Origin of the sequence: Haloglomus salinum (genome assembly GCF_024298825.1) — an archaeon.
Lineage (GTDB): Archaea > Halobacteriota > Halobacteria > Halobacteriales > Haloarculaceae > Haloglomus > Haloglomus salinum.
Map to the genome: position 1 here is coordinate 4,140,288 of NZ_CP101153.1, position 26,518 is coordinate 4,166,805.

23 protein-coding genes are annotated in these 26,518 nt (G+C 68.1%); 14 read left to right on the plus strand and 9 right to left on the minus strand.

Going from position 1 to position 26,518, the window contains the following annotated elements; genetic code table 11:
- The first annotated feature begins 34 nt into the window (after positions 1 to 34).
- The 4 genes from NL115_RS20280 to NL115_RS20295 all read left to right on the plus strand — a co-directional run bounded on the left by NL115_RS20280 (position 35) and on the right by NL115_RS20295 (position 2,985).
- On the plus strand, positions 35 to 460 hold the full coding sequence (locus NL115_RS20280; RefSeq protein WP_254831132.1) for a DUF5791 family protein: 426 nt from the start codon (positions 35 to 37) through the stop codon (positions 458 to 460).
- Position 461: 1 nt separating this feature from the next.
- Positions 462 to 1,340, plus strand: a complete 879-nt coding sequence (locus tag NL115_RS20285) for an SDR family oxidoreductase (RefSeq protein WP_254831133.1) — start codon at positions 462 to 464, stop codon at positions 1,338 to 1,340.
- Positions 1,341 to 1,460: 120 nt separating this feature from the next.
- Entirely contained in the window at positions 1,461 to 2,774 is a 1,314-nt protein-coding gene (locus NL115_RS20290; protein WP_254831134.1) for a DHH family phosphoesterase, read from the plus strand.
- Between the two features lie 61 nt (positions 2,775 to 2,835).
- Complete coding sequence (locus NL115_RS20295; RefSeq protein WP_254822701.1) at positions 2,836 to 2,985, plus strand: 50S ribosomal protein L40e; 150 nt, start codon at positions 2,836 to 2,838, stop codon at positions 2,983 to 2,985.
- Between the two features lie 151 nt (positions 2,986 to 3,136).
- Here NL115_RS20295 and NL115_RS20300 read toward each other — a convergent pair whose 3' ends face one another.
- Positions 3,137 to 4,618, minus strand: coding sequence for a sensor histidine kinase (locus NL115_RS20300; RefSeq protein ID WP_254831135.1), 1,482 nt, complete (start codon positions 4,616 to 4,618; stop codon positions 3,137 to 3,139).
- Positions 4,619 to 4,715: 97 nt separating this feature from the next.
- Positions 4,716 to 5,336, minus strand: a complete 621-nt coding sequence (locus tag NL115_RS20305) for an MBL fold metallo-hydrolase (RefSeq protein WP_254831136.1) — start codon at positions 5,334 to 5,336, stop codon at positions 4,716 to 4,718.
- 123 nt (positions 5,337 to 5,459) lie between these two features.
- On the opposite strand from NL115_RS20305, the gene NL115_RS20310 reads away from it, so the two are divergent.
- The 4 genes from NL115_RS20310 (at position 5,460) to NL115_RS20325 (ending at position 9,183) form a co-directional block, all read left to right on the plus strand.
- Positions 5,460 to 7,280, plus strand: coding sequence for an ABC1 kinase family protein (locus tag NL115_RS20310; RefSeq protein WP_254831137.1), 1,821 nt, complete (start codon positions 5,460 to 5,462; stop codon positions 7,278 to 7,280).
- Positions 7,281 to 7,360: 80 nt separating this feature from the next.
- Positions 7,361 to 7,711 carry a DNA-binding protein gene (locus NL115_RS20315; RefSeq protein WP_254831138.1) on the plus strand — a complete coding sequence of 117 codons (351 nt, stop codon included), beginning with the start codon at positions 7,361 to 7,363 and terminating at the stop codon, positions 7,709 to 7,711.
- A 1-nt stretch (position 7,712) separates the two neighbouring features.
- Positions 7,713 to 8,474, plus strand: a complete 762-nt coding sequence (locus NL115_RS20320) for a DUF7411 family protein (protein WP_254831139.1) — start codon at positions 7,713 to 7,715, stop codon at positions 8,472 to 8,474.
- A gap of 22 nt (positions 8,475 to 8,496) precedes the next feature.
- Entirely contained in the window at positions 8,497 to 9,183 is a 687-nt protein-coding gene (locus NL115_RS20325; RefSeq protein ID WP_254831140.1) for a potassium channel family protein, read from the plus strand.
- A gap of 341 nt (positions 9,184 to 9,524) precedes the next feature.
- On the opposite strand, the gene NL115_RS20330 is transcribed toward NL115_RS20325, so the two are convergent.
- The 4 genes from NL115_RS20330 to ybiA form a co-directional block, all read right to left on the minus strand.
- On the minus strand, positions 9,525 to 9,854 hold the full coding sequence (locus NL115_RS20330; RefSeq protein ID WP_254831141.1) for a cupin domain-containing protein: 330 nt from the start codon (positions 9,852 to 9,854) through the stop codon (positions 9,525 to 9,527).
- Positions 9,855 to 9,942: 88 nt separating this feature from the next.
- Positions 9,943 to 11,334 (minus strand): APC family permease, encoded by a 1,392-nt coding sequence (locus NL115_RS20335; RefSeq protein ID WP_254831142.1) that lies wholly within the window; start codon positions 11,332 to 11,334, stop codon positions 9,943 to 9,945.
- 125 nt (positions 11,335 to 11,459) lie between these two features.
- Positions 11,460 to 12,257: an SAM hydrolase/SAM-dependent halogenase family protein gene (locus NL115_RS20340; protein ID WP_254831143.1), complete on the minus strand. Its 798-nt coding sequence runs from the start codon at positions 12,255 to 12,257 to the stop codon at positions 11,460 to 11,462.
- A 113-nt stretch (positions 12,258 to 12,370) separates the two neighbouring features.
- Positions 12,371 to 12,841, minus strand: a complete 471-nt coding sequence (gene ybiA, locus NL115_RS20345; protein WP_254831144.1) for a riboflavin biosynthesis intermediates N-glycosidase — start codon at positions 12,839 to 12,841, stop codon at positions 12,371 to 12,373.
- A gap of 136 nt (positions 12,842 to 12,977) precedes the next feature.
- Between ybiA and mre11 the strand changes: the two genes are divergently transcribed.
- Positions 12,978 to 14,414, plus strand: a complete 1,437-nt coding sequence (mre11, locus tag NL115_RS20350; protein ID WP_254831145.1) for a DNA double-strand break repair protein Mre11 — start codon at positions 12,978 to 12,980, stop codon at positions 14,412 to 14,414.
- Positions 14,411 to 17,137 (plus strand): DNA double-strand break repair ATPase Rad50, encoded by a 2,727-nt coding sequence (gene rad50, locus NL115_RS20355; RefSeq protein WP_254831146.1) that lies wholly within the window; start codon positions 14,411 to 14,413, stop codon positions 17,135 to 17,137. Before mre11 ends, rad50 begins: the two co-directional genes overlap by 4 nt.
- Positions 17,138 to 17,228: 91 nt before the next feature.
- On the opposite strand, the gene NL115_RS20360 is transcribed toward rad50, so the two are convergent.
- The 3 genes from NL115_RS20360 to NL115_RS20370 form a co-directional block, all read right to left on the minus strand.
- Positions 17,229 to 17,663 (minus strand): DUF7346 family protein, encoded by a 435-nt coding sequence (locus NL115_RS20360; protein ID WP_254831147.1) that lies wholly within the window; start codon positions 17,661 to 17,663, stop codon positions 17,229 to 17,231.
- A 65-nt stretch (positions 17,664 to 17,728) separates the two neighbouring features.
- On the minus strand, positions 17,729 to 18,142 hold the full coding sequence (locus tag NL115_RS20365; protein ID WP_254831148.1) for a DUF7322 domain-containing protein: 414 nt from the start codon (positions 18,140 to 18,142) through the stop codon (positions 17,729 to 17,731).
- A gap of 46 nt (positions 18,143 to 18,188) precedes the next feature.
- Positions 18,189 to 18,365, minus strand: a complete 177-nt coding sequence (locus NL115_RS20370) for a DUF7331 family protein (RefSeq protein ID WP_254822715.1) — start codon at positions 18,363 to 18,365, stop codon at positions 18,189 to 18,191.
- Positions 18,366 to 18,560: 195 nt separating this feature from the next.
- Between NL115_RS20370 and NL115_RS20375 the strand changes: the two genes are divergently transcribed.
- The 4 genes from NL115_RS20375 (at position 18,561) to sufD (ending at position 26,508) form a co-directional block, all read left to right on the plus strand.
- The gene (locus tag NL115_RS20375) at positions 18,561 to 22,643 is read left to right on the plus strand and encodes a DNA polymerase domain-containing protein (protein WP_254831149.1); all 4,083 of its coding nucleotides are present in this window, start codon (positions 18,561 to 18,563) and stop codon (positions 22,641 to 22,643) included.
- A gap of 244 nt (positions 22,644 to 22,887) precedes the next feature.
- A complete protein-coding gene (locus NL115_RS20380; RefSeq protein ID WP_254831150.1) occupies positions 22,888 to 23,805 on the plus strand; it encodes an ABC transporter ATP-binding protein in 918 nt (305 codons plus the stop codon).
- Between the two features lie 58 nt (positions 23,806 to 23,863).
- A complete protein-coding gene (sufB, locus tag NL115_RS20385; RefSeq protein WP_254831151.1) occupies positions 23,864 to 25,294 on the plus strand; it encodes a Fe-S cluster assembly protein SufB in 1,431 nt (476 codons plus the stop codon).
- A complete protein-coding gene (gene sufD, locus NL115_RS20390) occupies positions 25,294 to 26,508 on the plus strand; it encodes a Fe-S cluster assembly protein SufD (protein WP_254831152.1) in 1,215 nt (404 codons plus the stop codon). The genes sufB and sufD overlap by 1 nt, the downstream gene beginning before the upstream one ends.
- Positions 26,509 to 26,518 lie beyond the last annotated feature (10 nt).

Below are 26,518 nucleotides of genomic sequence, written 5' to 3' on the forward strand. Positions count from 1 at the left end.
AGCGACCTTATACGTTCACCGCGTACGCCCTCCCGTGTTCCACGACGTTGTGCCGAACCCCGGCGAACTGGGGCCAGACGAACTGTACGAACGGTACGTGGCCGAACTGGTGGCGGTCATCGAGGGCCACGGGGTCGAGACGGTGGCCGCCCGAAGCGGCGTCGGCACGGCGACCCTGCGCGCGCTGCGCGATGGAGAGTCCCCCGAACTCGACCACGAAGACGCCGTGGCGATACTCGCAGTGGACGCCGACATCGACCCGGACACGGCCGTCCAGCTCGACCGCGACGCCCTGTTGATGGGGATGACCAACGCCGTCCTCGACGTGGAGGCACTCGCCGCGGAGACCGACGGGGCCCTAGAGGGGCGCGAAATCCAGTCGAAGGTCGAGGGGCGCTTCCCGATGACGCTCCGGGAGTTCGCGCTGCTCCACGCAACCATCCAGGCGCGGGGCCCCTGACGTGCGCGTCTGCATCCTCGGCTGTGGCTACGTCGGGCTGGAGCTCGCCCGACAGCTCCAGCCGGACCACGAGGTCGTCGGCGTCAGGCGGTCCCCGTCCGGCGTGGAGGCCGTCGAGGCGACCGGGGCGACCGCAGCCCGGGCGGACGTGACCGACGCGGACGACCTGGCGGCCGTGCCGGACGCCGACGCACTCGTCTTCGCCGCCAGCTCGGGCGGGCGCGGTGCCGCGGCCGCCCGCGAGGTCTACGTCGACGGCCTCCGGACGGCCATCGAGGCGTTCGGCACGCGTGACGGCGCGCCGGACCAGCTGGTGTACACCTCCAGCACGGGCGTCTACGGTGACCACGACGGCGGCTGGGTCGACGAGACGACACCGCTCGACCCGACGACGGAGAAGACGCGCGTGCTCGCCGAGGCCGAACGGGTCGCCCAGGAGGTCGCTGCCGACTACGGCATCGACGGTCGGGTCGCACGGTTCGCCGGCCTCTACGGGCCGGACCGCTACCGGCTGGAGCGCTACATCGAGGGACCGGTGACGGCGGGGTATCTGAACATGCTTCACCGTGACGATGCCGCCGGCATCGTCCGGTTCATGCTGGAAGCCGTCGACGAGGACATCCTGCTCGCCGTCGACGACGAACCGGTCGACAAGCACGCGTTCGCGGACTGGCTGGCCGACGAGTGCGGTGTCGACCACCCGCCGAAGCGGAGCAAGGACGAACGGCTCGACGACTCCGGCCTCTCGGCGGCGGCACGGCGGCGCATCCTGACGAGCAAGCGCTGTTCGAACGACCGCCTCCGTGAGCTCGGCTACGAGTTCCGGTTCCCGACGTTCCGTGAGGGGTACCGGGCGGCCATCGAGGCGTATCGCGACTGAGAGCGATTCGTCGGCCTCCAGGCTTTTTCCGGGCCGTTTCCGCCGAAGTCAGGGGTGCGTTTCAGGTGGAGGGGAAGCTTCATTTCCCCTCGACGACAAGCCGCACGGGAGATGGGTCTCGTGAGTGGGAGGACCGTACCAGCGGCTGCGGACGCAATCGGTCCACCACTCGTAGCCGAGCCCGTTCTGCTCGGTGGCGTCGCCGTGGCCGTCCTCGCAGCAGTCGGCGTCGTCCTCTTCGTGAAGGTTCGCGGGGCCCGGACGCCGGGGCGTCGGCTCCGCGCCACGCTGGCGGCCAGCGACGAGATCGCGGTGCTGACACACCCGAACCCGGACCCGGACGCCCTCGCCTGTGCGCTGGCGGTTCGGGAGCTGGCCGAGACGGTCGAGACGGAAACCACCATCTACTACCCCGGCGAGATACGCCACGAGGAGAACCTCGCACTCGTCAGCGAGCTGGGTATCCAGGCGACCCGGCTCCGGGACGCCAGCGACCTCGCCGAGCGGGACGTGGTGCTGGTCGACCACAACCAGCCCCGCGGGTTCGCGGGCGCCGGCGGGGTCGAGGCATACGCGGTCATCGACCACCATCCCGGCGACGGCGAGGGGGCGGCGTTCACCGACGTTCGGTCGGAGTACGGCGCCTGCGCGAGCCTGATGGCCGAGTACCTGCAGAGACTGGGCTGGCGGACCACCGACGACGGCGCGGACGAATCGCGGCCGTCGATGCCGGAATCGCTGGCGACGGCACTGGTGTACGGTATCCGAACCGACACAGCTGGCTTCACACGCGGCTGTACGGCGGCGGAATTCGACGCGGCAGCGTACTGTTCCTCGCGCGCCGACCCCGACACAATCGAGCGCGTGTCGAACCCACCGATGCCACCGGAGACGATGGACGTGCGGGCCCGGGCCGTGCTGGACCGCGTCCAGCGGGGGGCGTTCGTCTGTACCCACGCTGGGGAGGTCCCGAGCCCGGACGCGGTGACCCAGGCCGCCGACGACCTGCTCCGGATGAAGGAGGTCCGGGCGGTTGTCGTCGGCGGAACGTGTGACGGGACGCTCCATCTCTCCGGCCGCGCCATCGAGGGGAGCGTCGATATCGGCGAGACGCTCTCGACGGCCATCGAGGGCATCCCGATGGCGGACGCGGGCGGCCACACCCGGATGGGTGGTGGACAGCTCTCCGTCGACCACATGGCCGGGCTCGGCCCCGGCGACGGCGTGAGCATCGAGCGGTTCTTCGAGAGCATCTTCGCCGTCATGGCGAGTCAGGACCCCGAGGGCGCCCCCGACGAGATGGCCGAGCCGGTCGACCCGGGGACGGTCGGGGCGAGCGATGTGGATGCCAGGGAAGCGCTGGCGGCCGTCGACAGCGACGACGAGGGGGATGCCGGAGGGCCCGTCGACAGGCCCGAAGCCAGCGGCGGCTGATTCCGGTTGGGCGCTCGACCGGACCCGGAAACGTTTAACCGCCGCGCACGGAAGCCAGGGTATGGCCCAGTTCGACAAAGCGGAGGACCGCATGCTGAAGAAGATGATCTGTATGCGCTGTAACGCCCGGAACCCGGAGCGGGCCGACAGCTGCCGGAAGTGCGGTTACAAGAACCTCCGTCCGAAGGCGACCGAGCGGCGCGCGGCCTGAAGCCGACCGCCGCGGCCGCTCGCCAGGCGCGGACAGACGCCTGCATTTCTACATCGTCAAGGGAACAGTAGAATAATCTACACGATTCCTGATCGGACTGTACTGTTACCGCACAATAGCAGAGGTTCGAGATGTGTCCGACACCCCCAGGTCAGTGGGCCGGGGGGTCACTCGGGTCGAACCGGAGCGCGACATCCGCGCCGTCGCTCGCGGGGGCGAAGTCGAGGCGGCCGCCGGCAGCGTCGACGACCCAGCGGACGATCCAGAGCCCGAGGCCGGTCGAGTGGTCGAGCTGTGACATCTCTCGGGAGCCGGTCAGTACCTCACGTTCGCGCGCCGGGATGCCGGGGCCATCGTCGCTGATGTGGAGGACGATGCGGTCGTCCTGCTCGGTCAGCCAGACGTGGACGTTGTCAGCCCCGTGGACGATGGCGTTCTCGACGACGTTGTCGATGGCACGCCCGAGTTCCGGGATGCCGACGACCCAGCACTCCGACGGCAGGTCGGTACTGAGGGTCGTCTCGGACGCCACGTCCTGGTGCCCTTCGACGATACGTCGGGCGAGTGCGGCCAGTTCGACTGGAACCGTTCCAGGCTGGCGGTCGATGAGCCGCTGGAGGTCACGCGCCTGTTCGGAGAGGTCCGCGACCGAGCGGGCGGTCTCGACGATGCGACTCGCCATCCGGGCTGCCTCGCCATCGAGGTCGTCGACGAGGTCGGTCGCGTTCCCGATGATGACGCCCATATCGTTCCGGAGGTTGTGCCGGAGGACGCGGTGGAGCACCTGGAGCTGGCGCTCGCGGAGTTGCTGGTCGGTGATGTCCGTGTAGATGGCGAAGCCACGGGTCACGTCGGGTGAAACGTGGTACGGAACACCGGAGAAGAGGAACTGGCGGAGGCCATCGGCCGTCAGCCGTCTGACCTCCTCGCGGACGATCTCCCCATCGCCGGTCCGGCGGTCCAGGTCCCGCCCTTCGGACGTGTGGCTCGCCGGGAGGATGAAGTCGTTGAGCGACTCGCCACGGATGGTCGCGGTGTCCCAGCCGAACAGCTGTTGGAACGCGGGATTGACCGCCAGTACGCGCGGTTCACCGTCGACCTGCTCGATCTCGACGACGGCGTCCTGGGCCTCGTCGAACAGCGCGCGGAACCGGTCACTGTCGGCGGCAACCCGGGCGACCGCCGCCCGGATGCGGTCGTGGAATGACTCCCCGTGCTCGGCCAGCAGGTCGAGCGGTGCGTACTCGGTGACACCACACCGGGTGGCTACGGCCGCGAGGCGGCCATCGGCAGCCTCGCCCCACAGGACCGTCGCCACGCCGTCGTACTCCTCGGCCACGCTGTCCAGCACGGCGAGCGCCTGGTCGTCGTGGGCCGTCGCCTCCGCACAGACGCAGTCGGGGGACCTCGTGGCGATGGTCCGGCGCAACTCGCTCGGTGTCCGGACCACCGCCACCTCGATCGGCGGGAGGCCCGGAGGCGAGTCAGCGACACCACTCTCGCTGTCTGCCTGCTCCCGGTCGCTGCCCGCCCCGGCGGAAGGGAGTGCTGCCCCCCCGTTGGGCTGGAACGAGACGACACTGATGGAACCACCGGCAGCGACCGAGTCCATCCGGGGTCCGTAGCCCCCCATATTGCGGTGTGTTATCCCCCAACAGGCAAAACCGTACCGGCAGGTACGGTAGCACCACGCGGATTCTGATTCCTGGACACTGGCTCTCCAGTACGCGTCAGTCGTCGGGGTACTTCGGCTCGTGCTGCTCGGCGCGTTCGAGGGCCGTCTCGACCACGTCACGCACGTCGCCGTGGAAGACGCCGCCGTGGCCGGCGTACATGTGTTCGACGCCCTCCGGGAGCCGGTCGAGGAGGTCGCGGATGGACTCGATGAGTCGCTCGCGGGACTGCCCGGCCATGTCCGTGCGGCCGAAGGAGCCGTAGTCGAACGCGCCGTCGTCGTGGACCACCACGTCGCCGGAGTAGAGGCTCGTGGGCGAGACGAATGAGACGTGGTCGTCGGCGTGACCGGGCGTGTAGACCACGTCGCAGTCCTCGTCACCGACCTGCACCGTGTCACCGTCGTCGATGGCGTGGGTTCGGCACGAGTGGTCGGCGTAGGCGTACACGTCCGGGTCGAAGGCGTCGCAGACGGCGTCCAGCTGCGCGACGTGGTCGCCGTGCTGGTGGGTCATCACGACCCGGTCCAGGCCGTCGACGTGCTCGCGGACGGCATCGACGACGCCGTCCCAGGCGCCCGCGTCGACCAGCGTCGTGACCTCGCCCGGCACCAGATAGGCGTTGCAGGTGAACGTCTCGGCCTCGTTCGTCACGCAGACGACATCGGGGTCGCTCATGGGCGGTCGTGGGGCCGGCGAGCGCAAAGGCGTTTGCCCCGGACTGGGGGGAGTCCACAGCGGCCCCCGGCCGGGGCTGCCCCGAGCAGGCCCTTTATCCGGTCGCCGCGCCCCAGTAGTGACGTGAGCAGTGCGGCCGAGGAGTCGACGGCGGAGTTCCCAGAGGATGCCGAGAGCGACGCGCTCGACCCGGCGCTCCCGGAGCCGGAACTCGTCGGGGGCGTCACGGACGAGCGGCTCCCGCTCCGCGTGCGGCTCCGGTCGCTGTACCGGTTCTTCGTGGTCATCGGAGCCTTCCTGCCGTTCGTCGTCGCCTTCCTGCGCGACCGGCGGCGGTGGCTGCTGTTCGGTGACGGCCGCGAACCGACCGACGAGGACGACCGGCGCCGGGCACGCAAGCTCCGCGAGACGTTGCTGGAGCTGGGCCCGGCGTTCATCAAGTTCGGGCAGATGCTGTCGACGCGGCCGGACGTCCTCCCGCCGGCGTACGTCGAGGAGCTGTCGGCGCTCCAGGACCGGGTGCCGGCGGCCCCCTGGTCCGAGGCACGAGAGGTGCTGGAGGGTGAACTCGGGCCCGTGAACGAGGTGTTCGCCGAGTTCGAGCACGAGCCCATCAGCGGTGCGAGTATCGGGCAGGTGTACGTCGGACGCCTGGCCCCCGACAGCGTCGGGGCCGAGTCGCCGACCGACGTGGCGGTGAAGGTGCTCCGGCCGGGCGTCCGACCGCGCGTCGAGGCCGACCTGCGCGTCATCCGGACGCTGCTGCCGTTCGTGACCCGGCTCGCGCCGCCGGGCCAGCGGTTCACCCTGGAGAACCTCGCCGACGAGTACGCCGCGACCATCCGCCAGGAGATGGACTACGCCCACGAGGCCCGCCGACAGGAACTGGTCCGGACGAACTTCGCCGACACACCGGAGGTCCGCATCCCGCCCGTCGTCGCCGAGTTGACGACCGACCGCGTCATCGTCTCGGAGTACATCGAGGGCACGAAGATATCGAACGTCTCGACGCTCCGGTCGATGGGCATCGATACGACCGACCTCGCAGACCGGCTCCTCCGGGCGTACATCCGGATGATAATCGAGGACGGTGTGTTCCACGCGGACCCGCACCCCGGCAACCTCGCGGTCCAGTCCGACGGGACCATCGTCTTCTACGACTTCGGGCTGACGGGGACGCTGAGCGAGCGTCGGCGGAACGAACTGTTCGAGTTCTACGTCGCCGTCGCGAGCGAGGACATCGAGGGCGTGCTGGACGCGTTCGAGGGGATGGGTGCGCTGGACCCCGACGCCGACCGCGAGTTCATGCGCGCCGGGATGGAACTCGCCTTCGACAACCTGCGGGGCGGCGAGGTGGATGTGAGCGAGGTACGGGAACTCGTGGAGGGGTTCCAGGGGACGCTCCGGGAGTTCCCGATGCGGCTGCCGCGCGACCTCGCACTGATGGTGCGGACATCCACCATCCTCGAGGGGGTGTGCTACACGCTCGACGACGAGTTCGACTTCGTCGCGGTCGTGACCGACTACGTCCGGAAGGAGCAGGGACAGGAGTCGGCCCAGCGCCTCCTCGAGGCGGGCATCGACGAGGCAGCCAGAATCGGGCTCGCGGTCTTCCGGGCACCGACGGGTGCGGAACGCGCTCTCGACCACATCGTCCGCGGGAACGTCGCGGTCCGGGCGACCGTACGCGACGACGGGCGCGTGGTCAGCCGGTTCGGTCGCAGAATCGTACTCGGAGGGCTCGCGACCGGTGGCATCGTCATGACGGCGCTCGCCTACGGCTTCCGGGCGACGGTGGGGAACGAGGTCGTCCTGCTGGCGGCCGCTGGGACGCTCGGGCTGCTGGGGCTGACCGGGCTCGCCTTCCGCCGCGACCGTGGCATCAGCGCGACCCCGCAGTTCACGCGGCAGAACATGCGCGAGCGCCAGCGCGGCGAGGAGTGAGGTCGGCGCGGCGGCCGGTGTCGAGATCGGCGTGTGCCTGCGGCGAAACGGTTTTCCTGCGAACGACACAACGGTCGTCCATGAGTGGGAACGAAGAGGAGATCGACGAACTGCGACAGAAGAAGATGGAGGAGCTGAAGCAGCGCCAGCAGGAGGGCGGCGCTCCGGACGGGGAGGCCGCCGAGGCCCAGCGCGAGCAGGCCGAGGCCCAGAAGAAGGCGATGCTCCGGAAGGCGCTGGACGACGGCGCGCGCAAGCGACTCAACACCATCCGGATGAGCAAGCCGGAGTTCGCCGAGAAGGTCGAACAGCAGGTCATCGCGCTCCACCGCTCGGGCCGGCTCCAGGGCCGCATCGACGAGGAGCAGATGAAGGAGCTCCTGCAGGAGCTCAAGCCGGAGAAGCAGAGCTTCGACATCAAGCGCCGGTAACGTGGCCCCGACCGAGACGGCGTCGGCCGCCCAGCCGCCGGCGTGGGTCCTGTTCAGCGGCGGCAAGGACTCCGCCCTCGCCGCACTCTGCCTCGAGCCGTTCTACGACGTGACGCTGGTCACCATCGGGTTCGGTATCGACGCGGCGCCCGAGCCAGGCTGGGGAATCGCCCGCGCGACGTATCACGCCCGCGAGGCCGCCGAGGCCATCGGCCTCCCGCACCGCGTGGTGTCGCTGCCCGAGTCGGTGGCCCACGAGGCCGCCGAGCGGACGCTGGCCGACGGCTACCCGCGGGAGGCCATCCAGTCGGTCCACGAGCAGGCGCTGGAGACGGTTGCGGAGGAAGCCGTCGCAGCGGGCGACGACTCGCCCCCGACCATCGCCGACGGCACCCGCCGCGACGACCGGGTTCCCCGGCTGGACCGGCCGGCGATACAGAGCCTGGAGGACCGCCACGGTGTGGACTACCTCGTTCCGTTGCGCGGTTTCGGCCGGGACGCAGTCGACCGCCTCGCCCGCGACCAGCTCGAGGTCGCCATCGGTCCCAGCGACGAGCTGGCGAAGGCCGACTACGAGGCGGCCATCCGGACGCTCATCCGCCGCGAGCACGGCCACGACCGCGTCGACGAACTGTTCCCCGACCACGTCCAGTCGCGGGTCGTCGGGCGGACCGACGGGTCGGCCCCGGAGTCGGGAGACGGGCCGGGCGATGGGTCGGACGGCGAGCAGGCCGGCGGGTCGAAATCGCGGAAAACCTCTTGACGTGGGGGGCTGAAGGGCCGGTATGCGATTCCTCATCGTCGGCTACGGTCGGGTCGGACTGCGGACCTCCCAGATTCTCGCCTCCGAGGGCCACGAGGTCACCATCGTCGAACAGAACGCCGAGAAGGTCGCGAAGGCCTCCGACGACGGATTCCAGGCCCACCAGGGCGACGGCCAGGACGAGCGCCTGCTGGAGCAGGCCGGCATCGCCGATGTCGACGCGATAGCCGCGCTCACGGGCGACCTGAACGCCAACTTCGCCGCCTGCATGGCCGGCAAGGCCCACGACATCCGGACGGTCATGCGCATCGACGAGGACTACCGCGAGGAGATATACGAGAAGTACGCCGCGGACGTCGACGAGATCGTCTACCCCGAGCGCCTCGGTGCGGCGGGCGCGAAGACGGCGCTGCTGGGCGGCGACCTGAACGTTCTCGCGGACCTCACCGAGACGCTGACGGCGGCGACCGTCGACGTCCCGGCCGACTCACCGCTCATCGGGAGCCGGGTCGTCGAGGTGGAGTTCCCGTCGGGAGCGCGGGTGTACGCGCACGGCCGAGTGAACGAGCCGCTGAACATCCCGCTGCCGCAGGCGACCATCGAGGCCGGCGACCGGCTGGCGATCATCGCAGACGGGAGTTCGCTCGGCGACGTCCGGGCGATGGTTCGCGGGGACGACCCGGACGCCGACGCGGAAGCCGGCGCCTGAGCGGGCAGTGACGGCGGTCGGTTCTCGGCAGCGACGGACCGGCGAGCGACCGCTGCGAGAGCTGTGGCTCCGGGTCGAGGTCGCAGGGAACAGAGAGTGTATGTGGCCTCTGCATCCCCGGAAAGGAGATAGGTCCGGGCGCGCGGTGGGGAGGATGGGGATGTGTTGAGGCCGTCAGTGCGCGCCCACCGATAGCCATCCCCGGGAGGAACATAAATCCGCGTCAGACAGTCGTGTGACCGACGCAATTCGTCGGACGTTCGTCGTGCCTCCGTCTTGCGGTTTCACGGGAGAGGAGCCGCCCGATGGACCGGCGCCACCACATCACGAAGGTACATAAGTCAGCTTCCACCGGGAAGGGGGCAGAGGCTGGCCGTGAGGACCGCCGGGTCCTCGCCGTCATTCCGGGCCCCGTGGACGACTCCCCGTTCGTTGAGGACGACGCCCGGCGCGGGGACCCGCTCCTCCTCGTCGTCTCGGACGACCGTGACGGTCCCCCGCAGGACGTGGAAGACGTTGGTAGCGTCGTCGTGTTCGTGCGGGTCGACGCGGGCGCCGGGGCCGAGCGCGAACGCCTTCACGAGCACGTCGTCGGTGACGACGAGTTCTGCCGTGAGAACCTCGCCTTCCTCGGGGTCGAGCGCCGCCGCCTCGGGGTATCGGTCCAGCATACCGGACGCGAGGACCGGACGGGACTTAGTCCCACGCGCCGGGACCGTTTCCGGGGACCCACCGGGTACAGCCCGGGTGCGGTGCCGGTCACTCGGCGCCGGGGAGGTAGTCCGCGGCGTCGTCGACGGCGCCGTCGATGCGCTCCTCCTCGATGGGGACGACCGTCTCCTCCAGCAGGTCGCGCTTGAAGTAGAGGAGTTCGACGCCCACGACGGCGACCGCCACCACGAGCACCATCACGAACGTGTTCGGTTCGCGGGTGTAGAGGTTGTAGGCCATCAGCGGGAGGAACGCGGTCGTGCCGAGGAAGCCGACGGCGGGTGGCACCGGGTTGACGGCGTCGTGGTCGCGCTCCCGGAGACAGAGAAGGCTCATCGCCCCGAAGACGAGGATGAACGCCAGCGAGGCGAAGGAGGTGATTGCCCCGAGGCTCCCGACGGCGGTGAACAGGGCCGTGACGCCGCCGATGGCCAGCAGCGTCCGCTCGGGGATGCCGTCGGCGTCGGCGTCGCCGATGTCGTCGGGTAGCAGGTCTTCGGCGAGCATCCCCTTCGCGAAGTGTGCCGCCGAGAACATGGTCGCGTTGATGGCACTCCCGGTAGAGAACAGCGCCGAGAGTGCGAGCGCGACGCCGCCGGCCGTCGCGAGCCCGTAGGGCGACAGCATCGTCCGGGCGGCATCCTTCAGGGCGACGTGTGGATGTTGCTGGAGCGCCTGCGGCGCGAGGTTGACCGTCACGACCCCGACGAGGACGTAGATGGTGACGGCGACCGGGATGGAGATGTAGACGGCCTTCCGGATGGTCGACTCGGGGTCGGTGATGGAGGCCTGGTCGTAGAACAGGAGCTGCCAGCCCTGGAACGCGACGAACGAGATGGCCGCGGCCACGACGGGGCCGACTCCGACCAGCGAACCGGTCCCGAAGCGGAGCCCGCCGCTCCCGGGGGCGAACCGGGACGCGTAGACGACCCCCAGGACACCGAACGCGACGAGGATGAACACCTTGAGCGCGACGAGGACGTTCTCGGCGGTCCCCGTGGTCCGCGCGCCGGCGAGATTGAGCGCGACGAACCCCGCGACGGCCAGCACGGAGATGGCCGGGCGGGCCGGGAGGCTGGCCACACTCGCCGGGACGACCGACAGCGAGACGGTGAACTCGGCGAACGCGAAGGCGTACATCGCCATGGAGCCGATGTACCCGACGAGCAGCGTCCAGCCGACCATCCCCGCGAGGTCCGAGCTCCCGAGATAACACTGGACGAACGTGACCGACCCGCCGCAGTTGTCGGTCATCCGGTCGAGCGTGATGTAGGAGTAGCCGGCACAGAGCGCGACGATGCCGGCCGCGACGAACGCGGCCCACGTCGCGAATCGCGTGATGCCGGCCACGACCCCCATGACGGCGTAGATGCCGCCGCCGATCATCCCCCCGAGCGCGATGGAGACCGACTCCGTCAGCCCGAGTTCTTCGGCGGACATACTCGCCCGGCAGGTCCGCCGGAGAGACGGAAATATCTGGTGTAGTGGCCCGTTTTTAGAGATGCCGAATAGTTTGACGCCATATACACATCTTTTCCCGAATCGTCGGACGGCGGAGCGGTACCTTACCAGGACAGCCGGACCGTATCACGGGGCGCAAGGCCGAACGCCTCGTCGCCCCGGCCCTGGTTGACCGCGAACTCGACGTTGCCGTGGCTGCCGACGGTGACCAGTCGCTCGCCGGTCTCGCGCTCGGCGTAGGCCCGGACGACCGGCGCGTCGACCCCGTTCACCTCGAGCTGATTGCCGACGTGGTCGGCCAGAGTCTCTCCGGGGATGTTCGTCACGACGTTGCCGAAGTCGTCGACGACCATGACCTCGCCATCAGCGCCGGCCTCGTCGAGCGACGGGTCGGGAAAGGAGACGGCCTCGTACTCGTCGGTCGGCGTGAGCCGATCGGCTGCGCCGAGGTCGTCGACGCCGATCTCGTGGACCGCGGCGGCCGCGGGCGCGAACACGTCCCGGCCGTGGAACGTCCGGCTCGCGGGGTCGCCGTACGCGTAGTCGAACACCTCCACCTCGCCGTCGCCGTCCCCGTTCCCGCCGTTCGCGGCACCGGCGGCGGTCGCCAGGCGCCGCGCCGCCGGGAGGAGGACACCGTTGTCCGGGCCGACGAGCGCGTGGTCGCCCGCGCGAACGACGAGCGCCCGGCGGTCCGTGCCGACACCCGGGTCCACGACGACGAGATGGACCGCCGGCGGGAACCAGGGGAGAACCTCCCGGAGCCAGAACGCCGCCGCACGCACGTCCTGCCGCGGGAACTCGTGGCTCACGTCGACGAGCCGGGTGTCGACGCGCTGCAGGATGACGCCCTTCATCGCCGCCGGGTACGGCGCCCCGAAGTCCGAACTCAGGGTTATCATGTGCGGGACTGGGACGGGCGACAACGTAATCGTGGGGGGTCAGCCGGGATCCCACTCGTGCGTTCCGCCGATTTCGATGCCGGCGAACGGTTCACCGACAGCCTTGACCGTAGTCACGGTCCGCGGTCGAATCGGAGCGTGGACCGGACCCCCATCAGGATCCGGCCGAGCACGTTCCGGCCCAGCCCCGTCTCGATATCGGCGCCCCAGTACGTGTCGTCCCACGAGTTCAGTTCCACGATCGTCCGCCGTCCCGTCTCGAGCAGGCGCTCCCTGTAGTCCGGGTGCTGCCCGAACTTCGCGGTCACCACCTCCAGCATCACGTACCGTTTCCGGTCCTCCCAGTCGTCCGGGAGTGCGACCCGGCGACCCAGGCGTTTGGCCTCGTCCGGGTCGGTCGCCGCCGCAATGCGGTCGTAGATATCGGGCTTGTTCCTCGCCTTGGCGGCCTGGTACGCGTGTTCTGCCGTCGCGAACTCCGTCCCGTCGTACCGCACGCCGATGGGAGCGAAGTTGGAGAGGAAGCGGGAGTCGCCCTCGAACGGCCCGACAACGTCCTGGGTCGGCCATCGAACGGTCGCCATAGGAGGGAACCGTGCCCGAGCCAGTATGAAACGTCGGCCCGGTCCCCCAGTCGTCGACCGGGCCTCGTGGGCACAGGGATTCCACTTCCACCGAGCCCACGACACGTTCTTACGGGGACCCGACCAACCCGCGGCCATGACGCGGTTGCTCCACACGGGGGACACCCATCTCGGCTACCGGCAGTACAACGAGCCGAAACGCCGAGGGGACTTCCTGGCGGCCTTCCAGCAGGTCATCGAGGACGCCATCGAGGCGGACGTGGACGCAGTCGTCCACGCCGGCGACCTGTTCCACGACCGCCGGCCGGAACTGGTCGACCTGATGGGCACCATCGGCGTCCTGCGCGACCTCGCCGAGGCCGGTATCCCGTTCCTCGCGGTGGTCGGGAACCACGAGACGAAGCGGGACGCGCAGTGGCTCGACCTGTTCGCCTCGCTGGGCTACGCAGAGCGGCTGGGCGACGAGCCCCGCGTGGTCGGCGGCGTCGCGCTGTACGGCCTGGATTTCGTCCCGCGGTCACAGCGCGAGGACCTCGAGTACGAGTTCCACGACCACGACGCCGCGCACGCGGCGCTGGTCACGCACGGCCTGTTCCAGCCGTTCGACCACGGCGACTGGGACGCCCGCGAGGTGCTCGCCGAGGCCAGTGTCGACTTCGACGCGATGCTGCTGGGCGACAACCACAAGCCCGGTCGGGAGCGGCTCGACCCCGACGGCGAGGACGGCATGGACGACGCTGTGGACGCGTGGGTCACCTACTGTGGGTCGACCGAGCGCGCGAGCGCGGACGAGCGCGAGGACCGCGGCTACAACCTCGTCACCTTCGACGGCGACGGGGCCGACGGCGTCCACATCACGCGCCGGTCGCTGCCGACGCGTGATTTCCAGTTCATCGACGTCGAGTTGCAGGAGGGCGAGGGCGTCGAGCGCGTCAACGAGCAGGTGACCCAGTACGACCTCTCCGACGCCGTGGCCATCACGACCATCACGGGCGAGGGCGAGCGGGTCGCGCCCGCGCAGGTCGAAGAGCGGATGCGCGAGCAGGGGGCACTCGTCGCGCGGGTGAACGACCGCCGCGAGTTCGACGCGGCCGGTGAGGAGGTCGAGGTGTCGTTCGCGGACCCCGACGAGGCCGTCCGCGAGCGCGTCCGCGACCTCGGACTGAGCAGCGCCGCACGCACGCTCGACGAGACCGTCCGCGAGAGCAAGACCCCCGACTCGCGGGTCGCCGACGACGTGGAACAGCGCGTGCGCGACCTCGTCGACGAGGGTGACGAGTCGGCCTTCCGACCCGCGCCGGACGTCTCGGAGACGACGGCCGAGCAGACCGGGACGGCCGCGGAGAAACTGGCCGGCGACGGTGGCGCCGAAGGAGGCGATACCGGCGACGCGGAGAGCCCCGATACCACGGGGACAGACGGCGACGAGCCGACTGCCGCTGACGAGACAGCCGCGAACGGGGACCCGAACGACGCCGACACGAGCGCGACGGCTGAGGACGACGACCCGACCGGAGCCGAGACCGATAGCTCGGCCGACGACGGCCAGGGTTCCCTGGGTGATTTCGCGTGAGGTTCCGGCGCGTCGCGCTGGAGAACTTCAAGTGCTACGCCGACGCCGACCTCACGCTCGAGGGGGGCGTGACGGTCGTCCACGGCGTGAACGGGAGTGGGAAATCCTCGCTCCTGGAGGCGTGTTTCTTCGCGCTGTACGGCCACCGGGCGCTGGACGCCAACCTCGACGAGGTGGTGACGACCGGCGCGGAGGAGGCGACGGTCGAACTCTGGTTCGCGCACGGGGGTGCGGACTACCACATCGAGCGCCGGGTCAAGCTCCGCGGCGGCGGCGCCACCAACGACAAATGCGTGCTGGAGACACCGGAGGGCCCCGTCGAGGGCGTGAAGGACGTCCGGGCGTACGTAACCGACCTCCTGCGGATGGACACGGACGCGTTCGTCAACTGCGCCTACGTCCGGCAGGGAGAGGTGAACAAGCTCATCAACGCCGACCCGGGCACGCGACAGGACATGATAGACGACCTCCTGCAGCTCGGGACGCTGGAGGAGTACCGGGAGCGGGCCTCGGACGCGCGGGTCGGCGTCAAGCGCGTCCGCGATGGGAAGCGCGAGGTGCTCGCGGACGTGGAGTCACAGATAGCGTCGAAGGAGGACGAGAACCTCCACGAGCGCCTGAACGGGCTGAAGAGCGACCTCTCGGAGGTGAGCGACGAGATAGAGACACTCGAGGAGGGGCGCGCGACGGCCGTCGAGACGCGCGACCAGGCCCGCGAGATTCTCGAGAACCACGAGGCGAAACGCGAGGAGATCGCGGCGCTGGCCGACGACATCGAGGAGCTGGAGGCCGAGATAGCCGAGACGGAGCAGGAGCGCGAGCAGGCCGCCGAGCGCATCTCGGGGCTGACGACGGCCGCGGAGGAGCACCGAGAGACGGCGCGCGAGGCCGTCCGCGAGGCGGTCGACGCGAGCGATGCGGACGACCTCGACGTGGCGCCCGCGAATCCGGACCCGGCGTCGCTCGCGGCCGCCGTCGACGACCTCGAATCGCGCATCGAGGACGTCGACGACCGCATCCAGGAGCGTCTGCTCGAGCGACAGGAGCACGCGGGCGACGCGGAGACGGCCCGGGAGCGGGCCGAGGAACTCGCATCGGAGGCCGAGGAGAAGCGCGAGGAGGCCGACGAACTCGCGGCCGAACTGGAGGCGGCCCGCCAGACGGTCGCCCAGCAGCGTGAACAGCTCGCCGAACTGGACGAGCGAATCGCGGAACTGGAGGCCAGTTTCGAGGACGCTCCCTGCGACCCCGGCGGTGCGGACGCGCTGGTCGAGCAGCGACGCGATGCGCTCGCGGAGGCGCGCGCGCAGGTCACGTCGCTGGAAGGCGACATCGAGCACGCGCGCGAGCGGGTCACGGAGGCCGAGGAGTTGCTGGCCGAGGGGAAGTGTCCCGAGTGTGGCCAGCCGGTCGAGGACTCCCCGCACGTCGAGCGCGTCGACGAGGACCGCGAACGCGTCGCGGAACTGGAGGCGGAACTGGCGGCGGCCCGCGAGACCGTCACCGAGCGTGAGGCCGCGCTGGAGGCGGCCGAGGACCTGGCCGACCGCGCCGACGAACTCGAACAGCGCCGCAACGACCGCGAGAGTGCGCAGGAACTGCTGACCGAGCGCCAGCAGGGCCTCGACGACGAGGCAGAGCGCGTCGAGGGACTGCGCGAGCGTGCCGCGGAACTCGACGACGAGGCCGCGGCGAAGCGCGAGGCCGCCGAGACAGCCGAGGCCGAAGCCGAGGCCGCGAAAGCGGACATTGGCGAACTGAACGGCGAGAAGGCGTCGCTGAAACAGCAGCGGAACCTGCTCGAGGAGGCGACCGACGCGCTCGACGCGGCCGACGAGGTCGAGACCGAGGCCGAGCGCCTCCGCGAGCGCCGCGAGTCACTGGCCAGCGAGAACGAACTCCGGCGGGAGTCGCTCGCGGAGAAACGCGACCGCAAGGCCGAACTCGAGGAGGCGTTCGACGAGGAGCGCGTCGAGCACGCCGAGGGGGAACTCGAACGCGCCGAGCAGTACATCGAGCAGGTCGACGGGAAGCTCGAGGGCCTGCGCGAGCGCCGCGACGACCTGCAGGGTGCCATCGGTGCGACGGAGCAGGAGCTCGAGACGCTGGAGGAGCTGCGCGAGCGCCGCGACGCCCTCGCCGAGACGGTCGACAACCTCGACTCGCTGTACGAGGAGGCCGAGCAGCTGGAGTCGATGTACGCCGACCTGCGCGCCGAACTCCGCCAGCAGAACGTCGAGAAGCTGGAACGGCTCCTCAACGAGACGTTCGACCTGGTGTACACGAACGACGCCTACTCGCACATCGAACTCGACGGCTCCTACGAGCTGACCGTCTTCCAGAAGGACGACGAGCCGCTCGAGCCCGAGCAGCTGTCGGGCGGCGAGCGGGCGCTGTTCAACCTCTCGCTGCGCTGTGCCATCTACCGCCTGCTCGCCGAGGGTATCGAGGGGACGGCACCGATGCCGCCGCTCATCCTCGACGAGCCGACCGTGTTCCTCGACTCGGGCCACGTCTCGAAGCTGGTCGACCTGGTCGAGTCGATGCGTGACCTCGGCGTCGAGCAGATTCTCGTCGTGAGCCACGACGAGGAACTCGTCGGGGCGGCCGACGACCTCGTCCGCGTGGCGAAGGACCCGACCAGCAACCGCTCGCGCGTCGAACGGACGAACGCCGTCGAGCCAGGGGCGCTGGAATCGGAAGCCGTGGAAGGCGACGACTGACGTTCAGGATGTCGAGTTTGCAGGATAGTCCCGAAATTGCCAGTTTCTATCGGAATTTTCCTTCCGTAGCGTGGTATATCTCGATAACCGATTACTCCCTCGCCTCGTCCTCTCGAAGCAGGTCGAGGCCCTCGCTCGCGACATCGGTGGTCTCGTAGCCGCGCTCCCCCAGGACATCCGCCTCGACGACGAGGCCGGCGGCGCGGAACTCCCCGAGGAGGCCGTGGAGGTCGGACTCACAGAGGTCGGTCCGGTCGAGGAGGTCACGGACACTCGTCGGTCCGCGGTCGTCGAGCGCCAGCAGGAGCCCCAGCGCGCGGTCGTTGTGGACGGCGCGCAGGACCCGGCGGACCGGCGCGGGGACCGCCTCGGCCGCGAGTTCGAGCACGGACGCCTCGACGGAGCTGAGCTCCTCGTTCGGCAGGTACGCCTCGCTGCCGGTGGTCGGGTCGCGGACGAGGCTGGACTCCCCGGAGCGTTTCACGAGGAGGTAGCGACGGCCATCGGTGTCCTCGACGGGCTGCACGAGGCCCCGTAGCAGTTGGACAGGCGTGAGGATTGCGGTGCCGCTGGCGGCCCCCGGCGGTCGCGTCAGTCGTCGGCGGGCGGGCGACCCTCGGCGTCCGTGTCGGCGTCGCCCTCGTCGGCCTCGGCATCGTCGTCGTAGTCGGTCGACTGGACCTCCCGGTACTTCCAGCCGGCGTAGGCGAGTGCGGCGACGCCGAGCAGGAAGACGGCGCCGCCGTTGCGGAGTTCGCCGCGGAAGACGACGAGCATCAGCCCGAGGCTGGCGGCGAACAGGCCCAGGTTGATGGTCGCGACGAGCCCCCAGAACGCACGGAACAGTCCCTCCGGAACGTTGCTCTCGTCCGGGATATCGGGCGCGAGGTCGGCTTCCGGGTCAGGTTCCTCGGCCTCGCGCTCGGGGTCGAACCGATCGAGATACTTCTCGCCGGGATTGGTGGGCTCCTCGGGTTCGTCCGGCCACGGGTCGCCGTCGCTCACGCGTCGGTCGAGGGGGTGCGGCCGCAAAAGCGTTTATCGGCGTGGTTCAGGCCATCTCCTGCACCTGGCAGGCGTTGTCGGCCTGGATCCACGCGAGCGGGTTCTCAGCGTCGTAGAGCACCACGCCCGAGTCCGTCTCGTAGGCCTCTGTCGTGGCGACAGCGTCGGCCTCGCTCTCGGGGCTATCCCACTCCGCATCGACGTCGGCGTCGGGGTCAGGCATGGTGGTTCTACCCAGTCATGGGAAGTATTGACACACATATATCCCTTGTGGGCATTTTCGGAGCGTGAACCCGACCCCGGACCACCGTCTGGACGGGGAGCGTCTGGCGGAGCGTCGACCGGGAGAACCGTCCCACGGAGCCCGGGCCGTCGTCCGATACGTGCCTTTTTCACCCCGTACGACGGAACGCCGACAATGGCCGAGGACTCCCAGCAATCGCTGACCGACTTCGGGAGCGCCGGCGCTGACGACGACAGGGACGAGGGCGGGGGCCCGGACAACGAGACGGAGGCGGAGATCGCCGAGGCGGTCGCCGGGAACGGCGCCGGCAACGGCGACACGGCAGTCGTTGACATGGCAGAGCGGCGCTACCCCGACGCCGACGGGACGACCACGCTTGCGGTGACGCAGGTCGACTACACCATCGAGGGCCGTGGTGACGAGGAACGACCCGTCCTCCACGTGTTCGGGCGCGATGCTGACCGTGAGGCCGTCCACGTCCGCGTCCACGAGTTCGAGCCGTACTTCTACGCGCCGCTGTCGAACTTCGTGACCGACGCCGCGGCCGCCGAGAAGGACCCGGCGGAGTGGACCGAGGACGACCTCGACCCGATGCAGGACCCCGAGCAGCAGTTCGACCGGCTGACGGGGCGCTATCTCACCGGCGCGGACGGGGAACCGTTCGAGAGCATCCGTGGTGAGCGCCTGCTGAAGATAACCGGGCAGACCCCCCGAGACGTGGGGCAACTTCGCGACCGCTTCGACCATTACGAGGCGGACATCCTCTTCCCGAACCGGCTGCTCATCGACCGAGACATCCGCTCGGGCGTGCGCGTGCCGGTGCGTCGCGAGGACGACGAAGGCGACGGCGACAGCGACAGTGACGGACACGGCGACACCCCCATCGACGTCCACCACGCGGAACTCGAGCCCGTGGAGATGGACGTCGAGCCCCGGGTCTGCACGTTCGACATCGAGGTCGACGACCGGCGCGGGTTCCCCGAGGACGGGGAGGAACCCATCGTCTGTCTCACCTCGCACGACTCCTACGACGACGAGTACGTCGTCTGGCTCTACACCGCGCCCGACGGCATCGAGGGCCCGGACGGATTGCCGGGGTACGAGCCCATCGAGGACGACCTCGAGGTCGAGGTCCGGTCGTTCGAGCGCGAGGAGGCGATGCTGAGCGAGTTCGTCGACTACATCCGGGAGACCGACCCCGACGTGCTGACGGGCTGGAACTTCACGGACTTCGACGCCCCCTACCTGCTGGACCGAATCGAGAAACTCGCCACGCCCGAAAACGACCTCGCCATCGACCCGACCTCGCGCGTGAACGAGGTGTGGCGCTCGGACTGGCAGGGGCCGAACGTGAAGGGGCGCGTCGTCTTCGACCTGCTGTACGCGTACAAGCGCACGCAGTTCACGGAACTCGACAGCTACCGGCTGGACGCGGTCGGCGAGACGGAACTCGACGTGGGGAAGGAGCGCTACCCCGGCGACATCGGCGACCTCTGGGAGGAGGACCCCGAGCGCCTGCTGGAGTACAACCTCCGGGACGTGGAGCTGTGTGTCGAGCTGGACCGCAAGCAGGAGATCGTCCCGTTCTGGCAGGAGGTCGCCTCCTTCGTCGGCTGCAAGCTGGAGGACGCCACCACGCCCGGAGACGCCGTGGACATGTACATCCTCCACGAGGTGTTCGGGAACTTCGTCCTCCCCTCGAAGGGGAGCGTCGAGGCCGAGGACTACGAGGGCGGTGCCGTCTTCGACCCCATCACGGGCGTCAAGGAGAACGTCTCGGTGCTGGACCTTGCGTCTTTGTACCCCATGTCGATGGTGACCATCAACGCGTCGCCCGAGACGAAGGTCGGCGACGACTACGACGGGGAGACCTACCACGCCCCCAACGGGACGCAGTTCCGCAAGGAGCCGGACGGCATCATCCGGACGATGGTCGACGACCTGCTGACCGAGCGCGAGGAGAAGAAGGGCCTCCGCAACGACCACGAGCCCGGGACGGACCCGTACGAGCAGTACGACCGGCAGCAGCAAGCTGTCAAGGTTATTATGAATTGTTTCACGCCGGACACGGATGTCCTGACGCCCGAGGGCGTTCGGAACATCCGTGACATGGAGGTGGGCGACGAGGTGTACTCGCTGGACCCGGAGACGATGCGGATGGAAGTGAAGCCGGTGGTGGAGACGCAGGCGTATCCCGACTACCGCGGGGAGCTTGTCGACATCCAGACCAGCAAGGTCGACTTCAGTGTGACGCCGAACCACCGGATGCTGGTCCGGAAAGACGATAAGAACGGTGCGTCGTGGGACGACTATCGATTCGTCGAGGCCGGCGATCTCAACGAGTCGTCGCACTACGAGTTGCCGCACGACTGGGAGGGGCCGAGCGGGTCACGGCTGGGGCGGGTCGACATCATCGAGTTCCTCGACTGTGACTTCGAGGTCTGGGCAGACAACGATGTCCACGGCCATACCCTCGCAGCGGAGGTGGGCTGGTATCCGGACAAGATGGAGAAGCAGGGCGAGGACGGAACTGGGTACGTGTTTTCGGTCGACGAGTTCGAGGAACATCGCGAGTACCTCGACGAGCACTGCTCGGCGTTCTACGTCCACGCCGACCGCGGCCGGAAGTGGATTCCCCGGTTCTACGACGGGGACGACTTCCTTGACCTGGTGGCCTGGTACATCACCGAGGGGAACGTCTACACGTCCGAGGACAAGCAGTTCGGGGAGAACTTCCGTGGGAGCGCGACCACGGTTAAAATCGCACAGGATGCGATTGCCGACGGTGGCACCGGCGAGAGTGACCACGCCGCGATAGGCGCCCTCCTCGACCGGATGGGTTTCGACTACTACGTCGACGACCAGTGCTACCAGTTCACCTCGAAGCTCCTCGGCAGGTGGCTGGAGGACCTCTGTGGGGGCGACAGCTTCGAGAAGCGGATTCCGGAGTTCGTCTTCGAGGTGAGTCGGGAACAGAAAGAGCGGTTCCTGAACACGCTCATCGCCGGGGACGGTGACCGGCAACCCAACAGTTGGCGGTACACGACATCGAGCGAGTCACTCCGGGACGACATCCTCCGTCTCTGCGTCCACCTCGGCCTCACACCGAGCGTCAACCACGACAGCGGTTCGTGGCGAATCTACTGCACGGAAGACGGCAAGAACAGTTTCCGCATGCACCGTTCGGGGGGAACCAGTACCGCCGATGACGGCGTCTACTGTGTCACGGTCGAGGACAACCACACACTGATGGCCGGGCGGGACGGCAAGTTCCAGTTCGTCGGTCAATCGCTCTACGGCGTTCTCGGCTGGGACCGCTTCCGACTCTACGACAAAGAGATGGGGGCAGCGGTGACGGCCACAGGACGAGATGTTATTGAATATACAAGCGATATAGTAGAAGAAAACGACCAGGAGATAGTTTATGGAGACACTGACAGCGTTATGGTCGAATTCGGCGGCGATATCGACAACGAGACCGCCATCGAGAAATCGTTCGAACTGGAGGAGGTCATCAACGAGTCCTACGACGAGTTCGCCCTGGAGCAACTCGACGCCGCCCACCACCGCTTCCAGATAGAGTTCGAGAAGCTCTACCGGCGGTTCTTCCAGGCGGGCAAGAAGAAGCGCTACGCCGGCCACATCGTCTGGAAGGAGGGCAAGGACGTCGACGACATCGACATCACGGGCTTCGAGTACAAGCGCTCGGACATCGCGCCGGTGACGAAGCGCGTCCAGCACCGCGTCATCGAGATGATCGTCACGGGCGCGGACCTGGACGACGTGCGGACGTACGTCCACGAGGAGATCGAGTCGTTCAAAGAGGAGAACGCGGACCTGGACGACATCGGCATCCCCGGCGGCATCGGGAAGAAGCTGGACGCGTACGACACCGCCACCGCACAGGTCCGCGGAGCGAAGTACGCCAACCTGCTGCTCGGGACGAACTTCGGGCGCGGGTCGAAGCCCATGCGACTCTATCTGGAGAACGTGGACGCCTCGTTCTTCGAGCGCATCGAGGAGGAGGAGGGGCTGGACCCGCACGCCGACCCGCTGTACGGCGAATTCAAGCGAGACCCGGACGTCATCTGCTTCGAGTACGCCGACCAGGTGCCCGAGGAGTTCCACGTCGACTACGAGAAGATGCTGGAGAAGACACTGAAGGGTCCCATCGCGCGGATTCTGGAGGCTCTCGGGGTTTCCTGGCAGGAGGTCGAAAGTGGGCAGGAGCAAACCGGCCTCGGCTCGTTCATGTAAGGTACCAAACGCCGAAATATAATTATTACATCCAGGATATTCCGACTCTCGTCGGTATTATATACATACCGGAGCCAGTCGCCACTGGGCTCGCCGAAGGCGGCGCGCCCCGGTCAGCAACGGCCGTGTGATACCCGGTTTCATAGACAGAAGATTTCGTTTTCGAATCGCGAACACTGACGTGGAAACCCGAAAGCATTATGCACGTCAGACCCGGAGTTTTGGTCGACCGAAGGTACTCATCATGGCAACGCTAGAACTCAAGAATCTGCACGCGGAGGTCGCCGAGGAGGGTGGGGAGACCATCCTCCGCGGTGTCGACCTGGAGGTATCGTCCGGCGAGATCCACGCCCTGATGGGCCCGAACGGCTCCGGGAAGTCCACCACGGCGAAGATCGTCGCCGGCCACCCGGCCTACGAGGTGACCGAGGGCGAGGTCCTGCTCCACCTGGAGGAGGGCGACTTCGGAGAGGACTTCGAGATCCCCGAGGACAAGCGCACCTGGAACCTGCTGGACCTGGAGCCCAACGAGCGCGCGGCGCTCGGTGTCTTCCTGGGCTTCCAGTATCCGGCCGAGATCGAGGGCGTCACGATGGTGAACTTCCTCCGGACCGCGCTCAACGCGAAGCTCGAGGAGCGCGAGGAGCTGTTCGAGGACGAGGAGGAAGCAGACGCGGCCGACGAGGAGGAGGACGAGGGGTACGACACCTCCCCGATGGAGGGCCCGGCCGACGAGGGCGAGGTCGGTGTCGCCGAGTTCCAGGAGCTCCTGGCCGAGAAGATGGAGCAGCTGGACATGGACGAGCGGTTCGCCCAGCGCTACCTGAACGCGGGCTTCTCCGGCGGCGAGAAGAAGCAGAACGAGGTCCTGCAGGCCGCCATCCTCGAGCCGTCCGTCGCAGTGCTGGACGAGATCGACTCCGGGCTGGACATCGACCGGCTCCAGGACGTCTCGAAGGGCATCAACGCGCTCCGTGACGAGCAGGGCACCGGCATCCTCCAGATCACGCACTACCAGCGCATCCTCGACTACGTCGAGCCCGACCACGTCCACATCATGCTGGAGGGGCAGGTCGTCAAGAGCGGCGGGGCCGAACTGGCCGAGCAGCTCGAGGACGAGGGCTACGACTGGGTCCGCGAGGAAGCGTTCGAGACGGCGTAACTTCAGATGGTTACGCACAGGCTAATGAGCATACAGACGTAAACAAGAGACACACATCATGAGTTCAGATCAAGACCACCTGAAGGAGACTGACACCGAGGCCCGCTTCGAGTTCAAGAAGGAGGAGGCCTCGGCGTTCAAGTCCGAGAAGGGCCTGACCGAGGAGACCATCCGCGTCATCTCGGAGGACAAGGACGAGCCCGAGTGGATGCTGGAGCGGCGCCTGCGCGCGCTGCGCCAGTTCCAGGAGATGCCGATGCCGACCGACTGGCCCGGCCAGCCGGACCTCTCGGAAGTGGATATCGACGAGATCGTCCCGTACATCCGCCCCGACATCGACGTGCGCGGCGGCGTCGACGACTGGGAGGACCTCCCCGACGACATCAAGGACACGTTCGACAAGCTGGGCATCCCGGAGGCCGAGAAGAACGCCCTGTCGGGCGTCGGCGCCCAGTACGAGTCCGAGATCGTCTACCAGAACATGCAGGAGCAGTGGGAGGAGAAGGGTGTCATCTTCATGGACATGGACCGCGCAGTCCAGGAGCACCCGGAGATCGTCAAGGAGCACTTCATGACGAAGTGCGTCCCGCCGAGCGACAACAAGTTCGCCGCGCTCCACGGCGCCATCTGGTCCGGCGGCTCGTTCGTCTACGTCCCCGAGGACACCACGGTGAACATGCCGGTCCAGGCGTACTTCCGCATGAACTCCGAGGGGATGGGCCAGTTCGAGCACACGCTCATCATCGCCGAGGAGAACTCCGAGGTCCACTACATCGAGGGCTGTTCCGCCCCCAAGTACTCCTCGTTCAACCTCCACAGCGGGGGCGTCGAGGTCTTCGTCAAGGAGGGCGCCCACGTCCAGTACTCGACCGTGCAGAACTGGTCGAAGAACACGTACAACCTGAACACGAAGCGCGCCATCGCCGAGAAGGACGCCACGATGGAGTGGGTCTCCGGTTCGATGGGCTCGAAGGCGACGATGCTGTACCCGTCGACCATCCTCAAGGGCCCCGGCGCGACGGACAACCACATCACCATCGCGTTCGCGGGCGAGGGTCAGGACATCGACACCGGCGCGAAGGTCTACCACAACGCGCCGAACACGAAGTCAACCATCGAGTCCAAGTCCATCGCGAAGGACGGCGGCCGCACCAACTACCGCGGCCTCGTCCACATCGCCGACGGCGCCGAGAACTCCTCGACGAGCGTGGAGTGTGACGCGCTGATGTTCGACAACGAGTCCACCTCCGACACGATGCCGTACATGGAGATCGAGGAGTCGAAGGTGGACGTGGCTCACGAGGCGACCGTCGGCAAGATCGGCGACGAGGACGTGTTCTACCTGCAGTCGCGCGGCCTCGACGACGACGACGCCAAGCAGATGATCGTCGCCGGCTTCATCGAGCCCATCACGGAGGAACTGCCCATCGAGTACGCCGTCGAGCTCAACCGGCTCATCGAGCTCGAGATGGAGGGGTCGCTGGGCTGATGTCGGTACAACTGGAGACCATCAGCGAGGAGACGGTCCGCGAGCTGAGCGAGGGCCGCGACGAGCCCGAGTGGCTGCTCCAGCAGCGCCTCGACGCTCTGGAGGCACTCGACGAGCTCCCCTTCCCGGACGTCATCCAGACGCCCGGTCGCAAGTGGACGGACCTTGCCGACCTCGACTACGAGTCGATGGTCGACCCGTTCTCACAGACCGAGGAGAAAGAATGGGAGGCCGACGACGGCATCGACGTCCTCCCGTTCCACGAGGCCGTCGAGCGTGAGGAGTCCCTCGTCCGCGACGCCTTCGGCTCCGTCGTCGACCCTGAGACCAACTACCTGACCGCGCTGTCGACGGCGCTGTTCAGCACGGGCACGGTCATCTACGTCCCGGAGGGCGTCGACGCAGAGGATGTCACCATCCGGACCACGATGAACGGTCGGTCGCTGTTCAACTACACGCTGGTCGTCACCGAGAAATCCTCGTCGGTCACCATCCTGGAGCGCCAGGAGACGGGCGAGGACCTGGACGGCTCGCGGTACTACTCCGGGCTGACCGAAATCGTGGGCGGCGAGAACGCCTACGTTCAGTACGGCAGCCTGCAGGACCTCGACCAGGAGACGTACAACTACCAGCTGAAGGAGGCCGAGGTCGACACCTACGGCCAGGTCGACTTCATCGACGTGAACATCGGCTCGCGCCTGACGAAGTCCTCCGTCGAGACCCACCTGAACGGTGACTCCTCGGAGACGAAGATGGTCGGTGCCTTCTACGGCCACGACGACCAGCACTTCGACATCGACGCCCGTGTCTGGCACAACGCCGAGCACACCACCGCGGACCTCGTCACGCGCGGCGTCATCGACGACGAGGCGCGCTCGGTGTACGAGGGTGTCCAGAACGTCGGCCGCGAAGCCTGGGACACGAACAGCTACCAGCGCGAGAACACGCTGATGCTGAGCGACGAGTCCGAGGCCGACGCCTCGCCGAAGCTCATCATCAACAACCACGACACCGAGGCCAGTCACTCCGCGACGGTCGGACAGGTCGACCAGCAGGACCTGTTCTACATGGAGTCCCGCGGTGTCAACGAGCGCCTCGCCAAGAACATGCTCGTGGAGGGGTTCTACGTGCCCGTCCTCGAGGAAATCGAGGTCGAGGAACTGCGCGAGGACCTCACCGAGCGCGTCCGCGAGCGTCTTCGAGCCCGAGCGTAGCGAGGGCTCG